This window comes from Nocardioides sp. NPDC023903, assembly GCF_040639295.1.
Classification (GTDB): domain Bacteria; phylum Actinomycetota; class Actinomycetes; order Propionibacteriales; family Nocardioidaceae; genus Nocardioides.
This window is the reverse complement of the sequence record NZ_JBEZZS010000034.1, coordinates 31,289-46,085: the sequence shown is the minus strand read 5'-3', so window position 1 is coordinate 46,085 and position 14,797 is coordinate 31,289. Positions and strand designations below refer to the sequence as shown.

The following is a 14,797-nucleotide window of genomic DNA, read 5'->3' as shown; positions in this document are numbered from 1 at the left end:
GGTCGGCGGCCGTTCTCGTCGTCGGCCGGCTGCGAGACTTCGACCATGACCCTCACGACCACCGCCTCGCTGATCAGCTCGGCCTATGAGAAGCGCCACGGCGTCGCCGCCTTCAACGCGATCAACCTGGAGACCGTCGAGGCGATCGCCACCGGAGCCGAGAGCGCGAACCGGCCGGTGATCGTGCAGATCAGCGAGAACGCGGTGCGCTACCACGGCGGCCTGGCGCCGCTGGCCCAGGCCGCGATCGCGGTCGCGTCCGGATCGACGATGCCGATCTCGCTCCATCTGGACCACGCGACCGACGAGCGTCTGGTCGGGATCGCGGTCGACCTCGGCTTCTCCTCGGTGATGTACGACGCCTCCCAGCTCCCCTACGAGGACAACCTCGCCCGCACCGCCGCCGTCGCCCGCCGCTGCCACGACCGTGGCGCCCACGTCGAGGCCGAGCTCGGCGAGGTCGGCGGCAAGGCGATGTATCGAGCTTGTCGAGATGATGGCGTCCACGCGCCCGGCGTACGCACCGACCCGGCCGAGGCGGCCGCATTCGTCGCCAGCACCGGCGTCGACGCCCTCGCGGTCGCGGTCGGCTCGAGCCACAAGATGACCACCCGGGACGCGGCCCTGGACGAGGCGCTGATCGCGGAGATCCGCCGCGTCGTCGACGTCCCTCTGGTCCTGCACGGCTCTTCCGGCGTGAGCGATGAAGGCCTCCGAGCCGCCATCGCGGCGGGGATGACGAAGATCAACGTCGCCACCCAGCTCAACAAGGCCTTCACCGCCGCGGTCCGCGAGACCCTCGAAGCCGACCCGACCCTGGTCGACCAGCGCCGCTACCTCGGTGCCGGCCGCGACGCGATGGCCGCCGAGACGGCTCGCCTGCTCACCGTCATCTCGGCCTGACCGACGCTCCGTTTCCCCAGTTTGGTGGAAGCGCTCCCACACCACACGAAATCGTTACCTCCGGGCCTCTTGACACAGCCATGTGAGCACACTCACACTCTCCGTAGTCCCGAGAGTGGAAGCGCTCTCACTCCCCACACAGACGTGCAGGAGCACCCCGTGTCCAAGATCTCCAAGTCCTGGCGCCGCGGTCTAGCCGCTGGCGCGGTCGCCACTCTCGTCGCTGGCCTCGTCGGGGCCTGCGGCGGCAGCGACGACACCGGCGAGCAGGCCAAGCTCGGCAAGGACGACACCCTGACCATCACGACCTTCAGCGAGTTCGGCTACGGCGACCTCATCGAGCAGTGGAACGCCGACCCTGACCGCCCCTTCAAGGTCAAGCAGACCGTCGTTGCCGAGTGGGACACCTGGAAGCAGAGCCTCACCACCGGCCTGCAGTCCGGCGAAGGTCTCACCGACATCGTCGGCATCGAGGGCGACATGATGCCCGCGCTCGTCGCCGAAGGCGCCTCCGAGCAGTTCGTCGATCTCACCGACAAGGAGCTCGACAGCCGCTGGATGGAGTCGAAGTACCTCGAGGGCCAGACCGCCGACGGCAAGCAGATCGGCTACCCGACCGACGCCGGTCCCGAGGCGTTCTGCTACCGCGCAGACCTCTTCGAGAAGGCCGGCCTCCCGAGCGACCGCGAGGCCGTGAAGGAGCTCTTCAAGGACTGGGACACCTACTTCGCCACCGGCGAGCAGTTCAAGAAGAAGATGCCGAAGACGGCCTGGTACGACTCCAGCGGCGCGATCGCCCAGGCGATGCTCAACCAGGTCGAGTACCCCTTCCAGACCAAGGACCAGAAGATCGACGTCGACAACCCGGAGCTCCGGGAGGTCTACGACACGGTCGCGCAGTACGCCCCCACCCAGTCGACGAAGGTCGAGCAGTGGGGCGAGGACTGGACGGCCAACTTCACCAACGACGGCTTCGCCACCATCCCCTGCCCCGGATGGATGTTCGCCAACATCAAGGACTCCGCTCCTGAGGTGAAGGGCTGGGACATCGTCGACGCCTTCCCGGGCGGCGGCGGCAACTGGGGTGGCTCTTACCTCGCCGTCCCGGCGCAGTCGGAGCACCAGGACGAGGCCAAGGAGTTCGCCAACTACCTGACCACCGCCGAGTCCCAGGTGGCCGCGTCGAAGGTGGCCGGCAACTTCCCGGCCAACCTGGAGGCGCAGACGGTCCTGGCCGACGAGAACGCCACTGACCCCTACTTCAACAACGCCCCCACCTCGCAGATCCTCGCCAGCCGCGCGGAGGCCGTGCCGGCGGGTGTCCCGTTCAAGGGTGACAAGTACTCCGACATCCTGGGCCTCTTCCAGCAGGCGATCCGACGTGTGGACGAGGGCACCGACCCCGAGAAGTCGTGGGCGACCTTCGTCGAGGGCGTCGAAGGAATGTCCTGATCCATGCCGACCACCACCTCTGCCCCGGTCGAGAACGCCACCCCGGCGCCCTCGACCGGGGCAGCACCCCGCCGCCAGGCGTGGCGTAACCGGCTCTCCCGGTGGGACTTCAAGTTCTCGCCCTACCTGTACGTCGCGCCGTTCTTCCTCGTGTTCCTCCTCATCGGGCTCTACCCGATGCTCTACACCGGCTACCTGTCCTTCTTCTCCTGGCCCGCCTATGGGTCCGAGGTCGGCCCGTGGGTCGGCTGGGACAACTACGCCCACGTCCTCGGTGACTCGGTCTTCCGCAAGGCCTTCTGGAACACCCTTGGGATCTTCCTGCTCTCCTCGGTGCCACAGATCATGGTGGCGACGATCCTCGCCGCCCTGCTCGACACCCGGCTCCGGGGCCGCACCCTGTGGCGGATGAGCATCCTGCTGCCCTTCGTGGTCGCTCCTGCGGCGTCCGCGATGATCTTCGGCGCGATCTTCGCCGACGGCACGGGCCTGATCAACCAGACGCTCGACGGCTTCGGCTTCGACAAGGTGCCGTGGCACGCCGACCGGTTCGCGAGCTGGACCGCGATCGCGACCATGGTCAACTGGCGCTGGACGGGCTACAACGCGCTGATCATCCTCGCCGCCATGCAGGCGATCCCGCGGGACCTCTACGAGGCGGCCGAGATCGACGGCGCCTCCAAGGTGAAGCAGTTCTTCCACGTCACGCTGCCCTCGATCCGGCCGACGATGATCTTCGTCATCGTCACCTCGACCATCGGTGGCCTGCAGATCTTCACCGAGCCCCGGATCTTCGACACCAACCTTCGGTTCCAGGGCGGCTCCGACTTCCAGTACACGACCTTGACGATGTACGTCTTCAACACCGCCCAGACCACGACCAACCCCTATCCACGTGCGGCCGCCGCCGCCTGGGTGCTGTTCCTGATCATCGTGGGGATCGCCCTGGTCAACTTCCTGGTCACCCGGGCCGTACAACGGAGGAACCTCAGATGAGCAGACGTCCCGGATTCCTCGTTTACGGCCTGCTCACGGCCTTTCTGCTGGGCTCGGCGTTCCCGCTGTACTGGTCGTTCGTGATCGGATCGGTCACCCGGCATCGGGCGATCCAGTCGCCGCCGCCGCTGGTCCCGGGAGGGCACTTCTTCGAGAACGCCGCCCGGGTCTTCGACCGGATCGACTTCTGGTCGGCGCTGCTCAACTCGATCATCATCTCCGGGATCTCGGCGGCCTCGGTCGTGCTCTTCTCGACCCTGGCCGGCTACTCCTTCGCCAAGCTCCGCTTCCGCGGTTCCAACGCGGGGATGATCTTCGTCGTCGCCACCCTGGCGGTGCCGACCCAGCTGGCCCTGGTGCCGATGCTCAAGCAGTTCTCCAACCTCGGCCTCACCGGCACCCACGCCGCCGTGATCCTGCCGTGGGTGGTGACCGCGTTCGGTGTCTTCTTCATGAGGCAGTACCTCGTCGACGCGATCCCCGACGAGCTCATCGACGCGGCCCGCGTCGACGGCGCGTCCATGATCCGTACGTTCTGGACCGTCGCCATCCCCGCAGCGAGACCGGCGATGGCGATCCTCGGCCTGTTCACCTTCATGCAGGTGTGGACCGACTTCATGTGGCCGCTGATCGTGCTGCAGGGGTCCGACGTCCAGACCCTGCAGACCGCGCTCGACGCACTGAAGGTCGCCCCCGGTCAGGGGCATGCCGACATGGCCCTGGTCCAGGCCGGAACGATCCTCGCGACCGTGCCCCTACTTCTGTTGTTCATCGCCACCGGCCGCCACCTGGTGTCCGGCATCATGCAAGGAGCCGTCAAGGGATGAATCTCTCGACAAACCCAGCCCGCGCCGAACGTACGTTCCCCCAGGACTTCCTCTGGGGCGCGGCGACCGCTTCCTACCAGATCGAGGGAGCCATCGACGAGGACGGACGTACGCCCAGCAACTGGGACACCTTCACCAAGGTTCCTGGGGCGATCCTCAACGGCGACACCGGCGAGGTGGCCTGCGACCACTACCACCGGGTGCCCGAGGACGTCGCGCTGATGAAGCGCCTCAACCTGGCGTCGTACCGGTTCTCGACGGCGTGGCCGCGGATCCGGCCCGATGGCGGGAAGGTCAACCAGGCAGGGCTCGACTTCTACAGCCGTCTCGTCGACGAGCTGCTCGAGGCCGAGATCGCGCCGTGGATCACGCTCTACCACTGGGACCTCCCGCAGGCGCTGGAGGACCAGGGCGGCTGGACCAGCCGTGACACCGCCTACCGGTTCGTGGAGTACTCCACCACCGTCTACGACGCGCTCTCCGACCGCGTCGACAACTGGACGACGCTGAACGAGCCGTGGTGCTCGGCGTTCCTCGGCTACTCCGGTGGCCAGCACGCGCCGGGTCGCCAGGAGGGTGTGGCCGGCATCGTCGCGGCTCACCACCTCATGCTCGGGCACGGCCTCGTGATCAACGAACTGCGCGCCCGCGGCGCGACGCCGGAGAACGGGAAGTCCCTCGGCATCACCCTCAACCCGACGGTCGTCGACCCCTACGACGCCGACCGTCCCGAGGACGTCGACATGACCCGGCGGATCGACGGTCTGCACAACCGGGTCTTCCTCGACCCGCTGTTCCGGGGCAAGTACGCCGACGACCTGGCCGCGGACACCGAGGGCCTGACCTTCCAGGGCCGTCCGTGGCAGGACTGGGTGCTCGAGGGCGACCTGGAGGTCATCTCCGCGCCGCTCGACGTGCTCGGGGTCAACTTCTACTTCGGCAACGCCATCGCGGCGGAGCCGTTCGAGATCGACCCCGACCAGGTGCTGGGCAGCCGGCTCGTGCACTCCGACCTGCCGCGGGGGAACCCCTACCCTGGCGCCGAGTTCGTCACCCCGCGCACCGGCCGCGCCACGACCGCGCGCGACTGGGAGATCGACCCGGTCTGGCTGACCCGGCTGCTGACCCGGCTCAGCGGTGAGTACGGTGCCCCGCCCATCTACATCACCGAGAACGGGGCTTACTACGATGATGTGGTGGAGGATGGCGCCGTGCACGACACCGCCCGACTCGACTACATCGACACGCACCTGCGCGCGACCCTCGATGCGATGGAGCAGGGTGCGGACGTACGCGGCTACTTCGCCTGGTCGATGCTCGACAACTTCGAGTGGAGCTACGGCTACGCGCACCGGTTCGGGATCGTGCACGTGGACTTCGAGACCCAGGTGCGTACGCCGAAGGACAGCGGCCTCTGGTTCGCCGATGTCGCCGCCCACAACCGAGTGCCGGCACGCTGATGTCGCTGCTCGCATGAGTTCGGCAACGCTCGACGATGTCGCCCGGTTGGCAGGTGTCAGCCGGGCGACCGCGTCGCGCGCGATCAACGGCGGCTCGCGCGTCTCGGCGAAGGCCTCCGAGGCCGTCGCCGAGGCGGTCCGCACACTCGGCTACACCCCCAACCCGGCGGCGCGTTCGCTGGTGACCCGGCGTACCGACTCGGTCGCGATGGTCATCCCCGAGGCCGACGAGCGGGTCTTCGCCGATCCGTTCTTCGCCCGTACGCTGCGCATCGTCACCCGGGCCCTCTCGTCCCGCGACCTGCAGGTGGTCCTGCTGATCGCGCGTCCGGGCGAGGAGGAGGACCGGATGCTGCGCTACCTGCGCGGTGGACACATCGACGGCGCCATCGTCGTCTCCTCGCACCGCAGCGACCTGCTCGCCGACCACGTCGCCGACCTCGGTCTGCCGGCGGCCTTCGTCGGCCGCCCGTGGACCGGCGCCCATCGGGTCTCCTACGCCGACACCGACAACTTCGCCGGCGCCCGCGAGGTCACCCAGGTGCTCATCGACCGCGGCTGCCGCCGGATCGGCACCATCACGGGCCCCGCCGACATGAGTGCGGGCGCCGACCGCGTCGCCGGCTGGCGGGCCGCTCTGGACGCCGCCGGTCTCGCAGCCGACGCGGTCGTCGAGGGTGACTTCACCGAGGACGGTGGCGAGGCCGCCTGCGAGATCCTGCTGGGCAGCCATCCCGACATCGACGGCCTCATGGTCGCCTCCGACCTGATGGCCGCGGGTGCGCTTCGCACCCTCGGCCGCGCGGGCCGCCGTGTCCCCGACGACATCGCGGTCGTCGGCTATGACGATCTCGGCATCGCCGAGCGCACCACTCCCCCGCTCACCACGGTCAAGAACCCGATAGGCGACATGGCCGAGGAGGCCGCCCGGCTCCTCCTCGCTCAGCTCGACGGCACCACCACCATCCCGCGGCGCGTCGTCTTCGCGCCCGAGCTGGTGCGGCGTACGTCTGCGTGACCTGACCGACGCGCCATTCGTCCGCCCGCATATCGGAGTGCGGACGCGATCCGGGCATGCCTGCCGCAAGGCTGTTAGCGTCCTGGGGCGATGCCACATCGCAACTCGACTGGCAGCGTGCCCCGCCTGAAGTCGGCTTCCCGAGTCGACTTCCGCTCACCGGACCTCGAGGACGGTCAGCACCTGTGGCGGATGGCTACGAAATCTCGGGTACTCGACGTCAACGCCTCGTATGCCTACCTGCTGTGGGCGCGCGACTTCGCAGAGACGTCGCTCATCGCGACCGTCGATGACGATCCAGGAGGATTCGTCACCGGTTATCTCCGTCCGGACGAGCCGGAGACCCTGATGATCTGGCAGGTCGCCGTCGACGAGGCGCACCGCGGCCAGGGCCTGGCCCGCCGCATGCTCGACGAGCTCGTCGACCGTCTCTCGGCTGACCAGGGCGTACGCCACCTGGAGACGACCATCACCGCGGACAACAGCGCCTCCATCGCGCTGTTCACCTCGTTCGCGAACGCACGCGGCGCACCGATCGAGCGCACACCGCTCTTCGAAGCCGCGATGTTCCCCGACGGGCACGACGCGGAGCTGTTGTTCCGCATCGGCCCGTTTCCACCCGCACGACCCGATCACGGAGGTGTCATGTCCATGACTACGACCACCGAACCCGCCACTGCCGAGACTCCCCGGCCCGATGGCGACACCGCGATCTTCGACTCCCTCGAGTCGCAGGTCCGCAGCTACTGCCGCAGCTGGCCCGCTGTGATGACCCACTCCCAGGGCGCGACCGTCACCAGTGAGGACGGGACCGAGTACCTGGACTTCTTCGCCGGAGCCGGCGCGCTCAACTACGGGCACAACAACCCCGCGCTGCTGGATCCGTTGCTCGACTACCTGCGCGAGGGCCGCATCCTGCACTCGCTGGACATGCACACCAGCGCGAAGCGGGACTTCCTGCAGGCCTTCTCGGACCTGATCCTCGAACCGCGCAACCTCGACTACAAGGTGATGTTCCCCGGTCCGACCGGGACCAACTCCGTCGAGGCGGCTCTCAAGCTGGCCCGCAAGGTGACCGGACGCCAGCACGTGCTGTCCTTCACCAACGCGTTCCACGGGATGACGCTCGGCTCGCTGGCCGTGACCGGCAACTCGATGAAGCGCAAGGGCGCAGGCATCCCGCTGACCAACAGCTCGAAGATCCCGTACGACGACTACTTCAACGGTGCCGTCGACGACTTCATGTGGCTGGAGCGGGTGCTCCAGGACAGCGGATCCGGCGTCGACAAGCCGGCCGCGATCATCGTGGAGTCCGTTCAGGGCGAGGGCGGCCTCAACGCCGCCCGGCTGGAGTGGCTCAAGGCGCTCTCGGACCTGTGTCGCGAGTACGACATCATCCTGATCGTCGACGACGTGCAGGCCGGCTGCGGGCGTACCGGCACCTTCTTCAGCTTCGAGGAGGCCGGGTTCTCCCCCGACATCGTCTGCCTGTCGAAGTCGATCTCCGGATTCGGCCTGCCGATGGCGCTGACCCTGATCCGGCCCGACCTGGACCAGTTCGAGCCCGGCGAGCACAACGGCACCTTCCGCGGTCACAACCTCGCCTTCGTCACCGGCAGGGCCGCGTTGGAGACGTACTGGGCGGACGAATCCTTCCAGAAGGACGTCCAGGCGAAGGCCGCCGAGCTGCGTGCGGGGCTGACGAAGATCGCCGAGCGGTACGAGGGTGCGACCGTCCGCGGTCGCGGCCTGCTGACCGGCATCGCCTTCCCGGACATCAGCGCGGCCGGGAAGATCGCGACGGCGGCGTACGAGCGGGGCCTGCTGGTCGAGACCTCCGGACCGGAGGACGAGGTGCTCAAGACGATGCCGCCGCTGACCATCACCTCTGAGGAGCTCGCCCGCGGTCTCGCCATCGTCGAGGAGGCCACCGCGTCCGTCCTCGGCGACGGTGTCCCGGCCTGACCTGACCTCCCCCGACAGCTGAAACGAGAGAACATGCGCGTCACCTATCTGGAAGACCTCGACGACACGGACCGAGACGTACGCGTCGAGTCCGAGCACGGCACCTGGCGCAGCCGCCGGATCGTGCTGGCCCGCGAGGGCGTCGGCTTCTCCTTCCACGAGACCAACATCCCCGCCGGGACGACGAACGAGTTCTGGTACGCCAACCACATCGAGTGCGTCTACTGCGTCGGCGGCGAGGGCGAGCTCCTCGACCGCGAGACCGGAGAGACGTACGAGATCCGCGACGGGATGTGCTACCTGCTCGACAAGCACGACAAGCACACCGTCACCGCCAAGACCGACCTGCGCCTGATCTGCACCTTCAACCCGCCGGTCACCGGCCGCGAGGTGCACGACGAGAACGGCGTCTACCCGCTCCTGACCGAGGAGGTAACTGCATGACCGCTGCAATCGAACACGTCGAGGACGTGTACCCCACCCGTCTCGAAGAGGGCTTCTCCACGCTCCCCCGCCAGGACCAGGTCGTCTGGGGCACCGCGGCCGACGGGCCGATGGACCAGCCGGCGCTCGACTCCTACGACGAGCGCGGCTACCTGACCATCCCCGATCTCGTCACTCCCGAGGAGGTCACGGACCTGCGTGCCGAGCTGCACCGGCTCAGCAACGACCCCGAGACCCGGGCCGACGAGCGCACCATCATCGAACCCGCCTCGCAGGAGGTGCGCTCGATCTTCGAGGTGCACCGGACCAGCGACATCATCGCCCGGCTGGCGGCCGACCCGCGCGTGGTCGGCCGGGCCCGGCAGGTCCTGGGCTCGGACGTCTACATCCACCAGAGCCGGATCAACTTCAAACCCGGCTTCGGCGGCGGTGACTTCTACTGGCACTCCGACTTCGAGACCTGGCACGCCGAGGACGGCCTGCCCCGGATGCGGACCGTCAGCATCTCGATCTCGTTGACCGACAACCACTCCTTCAACGGGCCGCTGATGATCATGCCCGGCACGCACCGGACGTACGTCTCGTGCGGCGGCGCCACTCCTGAGGACAACTACAAGTCCTCGCTGGTGATGCAGGGCGCGGGCACCCCGGACCAGGAGACCATCACGAAGATGGCCGACACCTACGGGATCGACGTGCTCGCCGGAGCCGCAGGGAGCGCGGTCATGTTCGACTGCAACTGCATGCACGGGTCCAACGGCAACATCACGCCCTACCCGCGATCGAACGTCTTCCTGGTGTTCAACAGCGTGGAGAACACCGCGGTCGAGCCGTTCTCGGCCCCGAGTCCGCGGCCCACGTTCATCGGGGCGCGCGACTTCACTCCGGTGGGCTGACCGCTCCGCCGCCCGGCCGCCGGCCCCCTCGGGGTCGGCGGCCTTCGGCATCGTTGCGCGCGTGCTGGTGCGGCGTACGTCTGCCTGGTCTTTGCCTACCCCTAGTCTGTGCGCATGACACGCACCCGCGCCTTCTCGGGCGCCAAGACCGGCGCGGCACTGCTCGTGCTGCCGCTGGGCCTGTTCCTGGGCCTGTCCCTGACGGCCTGCGGCGGCTCGAGCAAGGACTACGTGCAGGAGAAGACGGTCGAGCGGATCGCGACCGAGCAGCTCACCAACGCCATCGGCGTCACCCCCGAGGGGCTCGACTGCCCGGGCGACCTCGAGGGCAAGGTTGGCACCGAGATGACCTGCGTCCTCACCTCAGAGGGCGAGAAGTACGACGCGATCATCACCGTCGACGACGTCGATGGTGGCCGGGTCCACTTCCAGATCGACGTGCCGCCCAACGCCACGGAGTGAGCCCACAGAGTCCTCTGAGCAGATAGCCTGTTGAATCGTGTCCCCTCATGCGAGGCCCTTCTTCGACCATGTCGCGCGCGTGTGCGACGGAACTCCCTACAAGGCGACCGAGACGGCGCGTGGGTTCGACGTGGAGCTCGACCTGGCCGACGAGCGCTGGCACTCCACACTCCTGGCCGCCAAGCTGAACTGGGTCTTCACCTACCACGTCTCGATGCCGACCCGGAGCTCGTACGCGATCATCGAAGACACCCGCAGCCTCGTCTGGTTCGGCGACGTGCCGCACACGCAGAAGACCGGCGTACGCCGCATCGAGGCCGATGACGAGCAGACCGACCAGGGCGTGTGGACCGTGCACGACCCCGAGGCGGTCCCCGACACGGACCAGTACCGTTTCGACGCCGAGGAGGGGCGCACGCTGATCACCAGCGTCGCCCGGCTCTACGCGCTGCAGCAGCGCGGCGCGCGGCACGAGGGGGCGGGCTTCTCCGTCGCGGTCGGCCTGGTCGTGACGCTCTCGGTGATCGCGACCGTCATCGGGGTAGCGGTGATTCTCAACCTGCTGGGGACGTTCGGCGCGCCTTCGTAAACACCTCGCAAACACTTTGTGTGATGCTGGCCCGCATGGATCCGATCGGCGAGGCGAAACGGCAGTGGATCGCGCACGGCTGGGCCGATGCCGCCGACGGGATGGCACTGGTGACCTCGCTCGTGCGCGTGCACCAGCTCGTCATGGAGCGCGTCGACGCCGCGCTGCGCCCCCACGACCTCTCCTTCGCCCGCTACGAGGTGCTCCGCCTCCTCTCCTTCACCCAGGACGGCCAGCTCCCGATGGCCAAGCTCGGCTCCCGCCTCCAGGTCCACCCCGCCTCGGTGACCAGCGCCGTCGCCCGCCTGGAGAAGCAGGGCTTCGTACGCCGCAGCCGCTCCGCCGACGACGGGCGCGTGGTCCTTGCCGCGATCTCCGACGCCGGCCGCGAGGCGGTCGAGGCCGCCACGATCTCGCTCAACAGCGAAGTCTTCGAGAAGCCCGGGATCGATGACGTACACGGTCTGACCGCGCTGCTCACCCAGCTCCGCGCGGCGTCGGGGGACATGGTCGGCTGAGACGCCGACGTCGCGTACTGGCAAGTACGCCCGGGACGACCTATGCTGGAATTACTTGGACGTCCAACTATTTCCTGGGAGCACCGCCCATGTCTGACCTCCACATCCCCCAGAACCACGTACGGATCGTGACCGCGAGCAGTCTCTTCGACGGTCACGACGCGGCGATCAACATCATGCGCCGGATCTTCCAGGCGCAGGGATGCGAGGTGATCCACCTCGGCCACAACCGCTCGGTGACCGAGATCGCCGACGCCGCCGTCCAGGAGGACGCCCACTGCGTCGCGGTCTCCTCCTACCAGGGTGGCCACGTGGAGTTCTTCGAGTATCTGGTGTGCGCCCTCAAGGAGCGCGGCGCCGGACACGTCAAGGTCGTGGGCGGTGGCGGCGGCGTGATCGTTCCCTACGAGATCGAGCGACTGGCCAACTCCGGCGTCAAGATCTTCTCCCCCGAGGACGGCCAGCGGCTGGGACTCCCGGGGATGATCAACACGGTCGTACGCGACATCGACCGCGACCTGTGGCCCACCTTCCCGATCACCCCCAACGGCGTGATCGCGGGCTACGGGCTCTCCATCGGACGTGCGATCACGGGCGCCGAGCAGGGCCGGCTCCCCGAGGACTTCCTGACGCGGCTGGGCGAGGCCGACCAGGCCGTCGTGCTCGGTGTCACCGGCACCGGCGGCTCCGGCAAGTCCTCGCTCACCGACGAGCTGGTCCGGCGACTGCGGGTCGACCAGGAGGACAAGATCCGCATCGGTGTCCTCGCCATCGACCCGACCCGGCGGCGTGGCGGCGGGGCACTGCTGGGCGACCGGATCCGGATGAACTCGCTCGCCGCCATCACCGACGGCGGCTCGACGACGTACTACCGCTCCCTGGCCACGCGCGGCGGTCACGAGGTGCCTGAGCACTTCGCCGACGTGCTCTCGGTGATGAAGGCCGCCGTCGATCTCGTCATCGTCGAGACGCCCGGCATCGGCCAGGGCGACACCGGAATCAGCGACTTCGTCGACGTCTCGCTCTACGTGATGACGCCCGAGTTCGGCGCCGCGTCGCAGCTGGAGAAGATCGACATGCTCGACTTCGCCGACGTCGTGGCGATCAACAAGTTCGAGCGGCGCGGGGCCGAGGACGCGCTGCGCGACGTGTCCCGCCAGCTCGTCCGCAACCGGGAGGCGTTCACCTCCTCCCCCGACGACATGCCGGTCTTCGGCACCTCGGCCGCGGCCTTCGACGACGACGGCGTCACCGCGCTCTACCAGCACCTGCGCGGGCTCATCGCCGAGGCAGGGCTCGCCATCGGCGAGGGCGTCCTTCCCCGTGTTTCGACCCGCCACTCGACCGGCATCCACCCGATCATCCCCGAGCGACGGGTCCGCTACCTCGCGGACATCGCGGGCGACGTACGCGACTACCACGCCCGCACCGTCGAGCTCGTCGCCGCGGCGCGGAAGGAGCAGGCCTACGAGATCGTGGCCGCGGACCACCCCGAGCTCGAGGCCCCCGCCAGCGAGATCCCCGACGACCTGCGCAAACAGCTCTCCTCGTGGGAGGAGACCAGGGAGACGTACGCCGCCGACGAGAGCGGCCGCACATCGCTGGCCGGCAACTACATCCCCCGGGTGGCGACCCCCCGCTACACCGACCGCGGCGAGCTGACCCGCTTCCTGCGCAACGAGAACCTGCCCGGGTTCTTCCCGTTCACCGCGGGCGTCTTCCCCTACAAGCGGGCCAACGAGGACCCGGCGCGGATGTTCGCCGGCGAGGGCGACCCGTTCCGCACCAACCGCCGCTTCAAGCTGCTCTCCGAGGGCCAGCCGGCGACGCGGCTCTCGACCGCGTTCGACTCGGTGACGCTCTACGGCCGCGACCCCGACGTACGCCCCGACATCTACGGCAAGGTCGGCACCTCCGGCGTCTCGGTGGCGACGCTGGACGACATGAAGGCGCTCTACGACGGCTTCGACCTGCTCGCCCCGACGACCTCGGTGTCGATGACGATCAACGGGCCGGCGCCGACGATCCTGGCGTTCTTCCTCAACACCGTGATCGACCAGGCGCGCGAGCGCGGGATCGACCCGGCGAAGGCGCTGCAGACCGTCCGCGGCACTGTGCAGGCCGACATCCTCAAGGAGGACCAGGGCCAGAACACCTGCCTGTTCTCCACGGAGTTCTCGCTGCGCTGCATGGCCGACATCCAGGAGTGGTTCATCGAGAACGGGGTGCGCAACTTCTACTCGGTCTCGATCTCGGGCTATCACATCGCCGAGGCCGGGGCGAACCCCATCTCCCAGCTCGCCTTCACGCTCGCCAACGGCTTCACCTACGTGGAGTCCTACCTGGCCCGCGGCATGGACATCGACGACTTCGCGCCCAACCTGTCCTTCTTCTTCTCCAACGGGATGGACCCGGAGTACTCCGTCATCGGCCGTGTCGCCCGCCGGATCTGGGCGATCGCGATGCGGGACCGCTACGGCGCCTCGGAACGCGCGCAGAAGCTGAAGTACCACATCCAGACCTCGGGCCGGTCCCTGCACGCGCAGGAGATGGACTTCAACGACATCCGCACCACGCTGCAGGCGCTGATCGCGATCTACGACAACGCCCAGTCGCTGCACACCAACGCCTTCGACGAGGCCGTGACGACCCCGTCCGAGGAGTCGGTGCGGCGCGCGCTGGCGATCCAGCTGATCATCAACCGCGAGTGGGGCCTGGCGTTCAACGAGAACCCGCTCCAGGGCTCCTTCATCATCGACGAGCTCACCGACCTCGTCGAGGAGGCCGTGCTGAAGGAGTTCGACCGGATCTCCGAGCGCGGCGGCGTGCTCGGCGCGATGGAGACCGGCTACCAGCGCGGCAAGATCCAGGACGAGTCGATGCTCTACGAGCACCGCAAGCACGACGGCACCCTGCCGATCGTCGGCGTCAACACGTTCGTACGTGACACCAACGGCGCCCCCGCCGGCCCCGTCGAGCTCGCCCGAGCGACCGAGACCGAGAAGAAGTCCCAGCTCGACCGCGTCCACGCCTTCCAGGCCGCCCACTCGGCCGAGGCGGAAGCCGCGATCGTACGGCTCAAGCAGGCCGCCACCTCCGACGAGAACGTCTTCGCGGCGCTCATGGACGCGGCTCGCGTCTGCTCGCTGGGTCAGGTCACCGAGGCGTTCTTCGAGGTCGGCGGGCAGTACCGGCGCAACGTCTGAGGGGTGGTGGCTGTTCACCGAGGTAACTCGGTGAACAGCCACATCCCTCGTGGAGTTCCAC

The 14,797-nt window shown here is 68.2% G+C and carries 13 protein-coding genes; all 13 read left to right on the top strand.

The genetic code is table 11. The features are described from left to right. Positions 1-45: 45 nt before the first annotated feature. Positions 46-903 (top strand): class II fructose-bisphosphate aldolase, encoded by an 858-nt coding sequence (locus AB0F44_RS25040; RefSeq protein ID WP_357359369.1) that lies wholly within the window; start codon positions 46-48, stop codon positions 901-903. Between the two features lie 159 nt (positions 904-1,062). Continuing rightward, positions 1,063-2,355, top strand: coding sequence for an extracellular solute-binding protein (locus AB0F44_RS25035; RefSeq protein WP_350660921.1), 1,293 nt, complete (start codon positions 1,063-1,065; stop codon positions 2,353-2,355). 3 nt (positions 2,356-2,358) lie between these two features. Further along, positions 2,359-3,351: a sugar ABC transporter permease gene (locus tag AB0F44_RS25030; protein WP_350660923.1), complete on the top strand. Its 993-nt coding sequence runs from the start codon at positions 2,359-2,361 to the stop codon at positions 3,349-3,351. Continuing rightward, positions 3,348-4,178 carry a carbohydrate ABC transporter permease gene (locus tag AB0F44_RS25025; protein ID WP_350660925.1) on the top strand — a complete coding sequence of 277 codons (831 nt, stop codon included), beginning with the start codon at positions 3,348-3,350 and terminating at the stop codon, positions 4,176-4,178. The genes AB0F44_RS25030 and AB0F44_RS25025 overlap by 4 nt, the downstream gene beginning before the upstream one ends. Then, on the top strand, positions 4,175-5,638 hold the full coding sequence (locus tag AB0F44_RS25020) for a family 1 glycosylhydrolase (RefSeq protein ID WP_357359368.1): 1,464 nt from the start codon (positions 4,175-4,177) through the stop codon (positions 5,636-5,638). The genes AB0F44_RS25025 and AB0F44_RS25020 overlap by 4 nt, the downstream gene beginning before the upstream one ends. Before the next feature lie 13 nt (positions 5,639-5,651). After that, positions 5,652-6,656: a LacI family DNA-binding transcriptional regulator gene (locus AB0F44_RS25015; RefSeq protein ID WP_357359367.1), complete on the top strand. Its 1,005-nt coding sequence runs from the start codon at positions 5,652-5,654 to the stop codon at positions 6,654-6,656. Between the two features lie 117 nt (positions 6,657-6,773). Then, positions 6,774-8,621 (top strand): diaminobutyrate--2-oxoglutarate transaminase, encoded by a 1,848-nt coding sequence (ectB, locus tag AB0F44_RS25010; protein WP_357359366.1) that lies wholly within the window; start codon positions 6,774-6,776, stop codon positions 8,619-8,621. Between the two features lie 33 nt (positions 8,622-8,654). Further along, positions 8,655-9,065 carry an ectoine synthase gene (locus AB0F44_RS25005; RefSeq protein WP_357359365.1) on the top strand — a complete coding sequence of 137 codons (411 nt, stop codon included), beginning with the start codon at positions 8,655-8,657 and terminating at the stop codon, positions 9,063-9,065. Continuing rightward, entirely contained in the window at positions 9,062-9,961 is a 900-nt protein-coding gene (gene thpD / locus AB0F44_RS25000; RefSeq protein ID WP_357359364.1) for an ectoine hydroxylase, read from the top strand. The genes AB0F44_RS25005 and thpD overlap by 4 nt, the downstream gene beginning before the upstream one ends. Before the next feature lie 114 nt (positions 9,962-10,075). Further along, positions 10,076-10,423, top strand: coding sequence for a DUF4333 domain-containing protein (locus AB0F44_RS24995; RefSeq protein ID WP_357359363.1), 348 nt, complete (start codon positions 10,076-10,078; stop codon positions 10,421-10,423). 37 nt (positions 10,424-10,460) lie between these two features. Further along, entirely contained in the window at positions 10,461-11,012 is a 552-nt protein-coding gene (locus tag AB0F44_RS24990) for a hypothetical protein (RefSeq protein WP_357359362.1), read from the top strand. Between the two features lie 35 nt (positions 11,013-11,047). Next, entirely contained in the window at positions 11,048-11,530 is a 483-nt protein-coding gene (locus AB0F44_RS24985) for a MarR family transcriptional regulator (protein WP_357359361.1), read from the top strand. Between the two features lie 89 nt (positions 11,531-11,619). Next, positions 11,620-14,736: a fused isobutyryl-CoA mutase/GTPase IcmF gene (gene icmF / locus AB0F44_RS24980; protein ID WP_357359360.1), complete on the top strand. Its 3,117-nt coding sequence runs from the start codon at positions 11,620-11,622 to the stop codon at positions 14,734-14,736. The last annotated feature ends 61 nt before the right edge of the window (positions 14,737-14,797 follow it).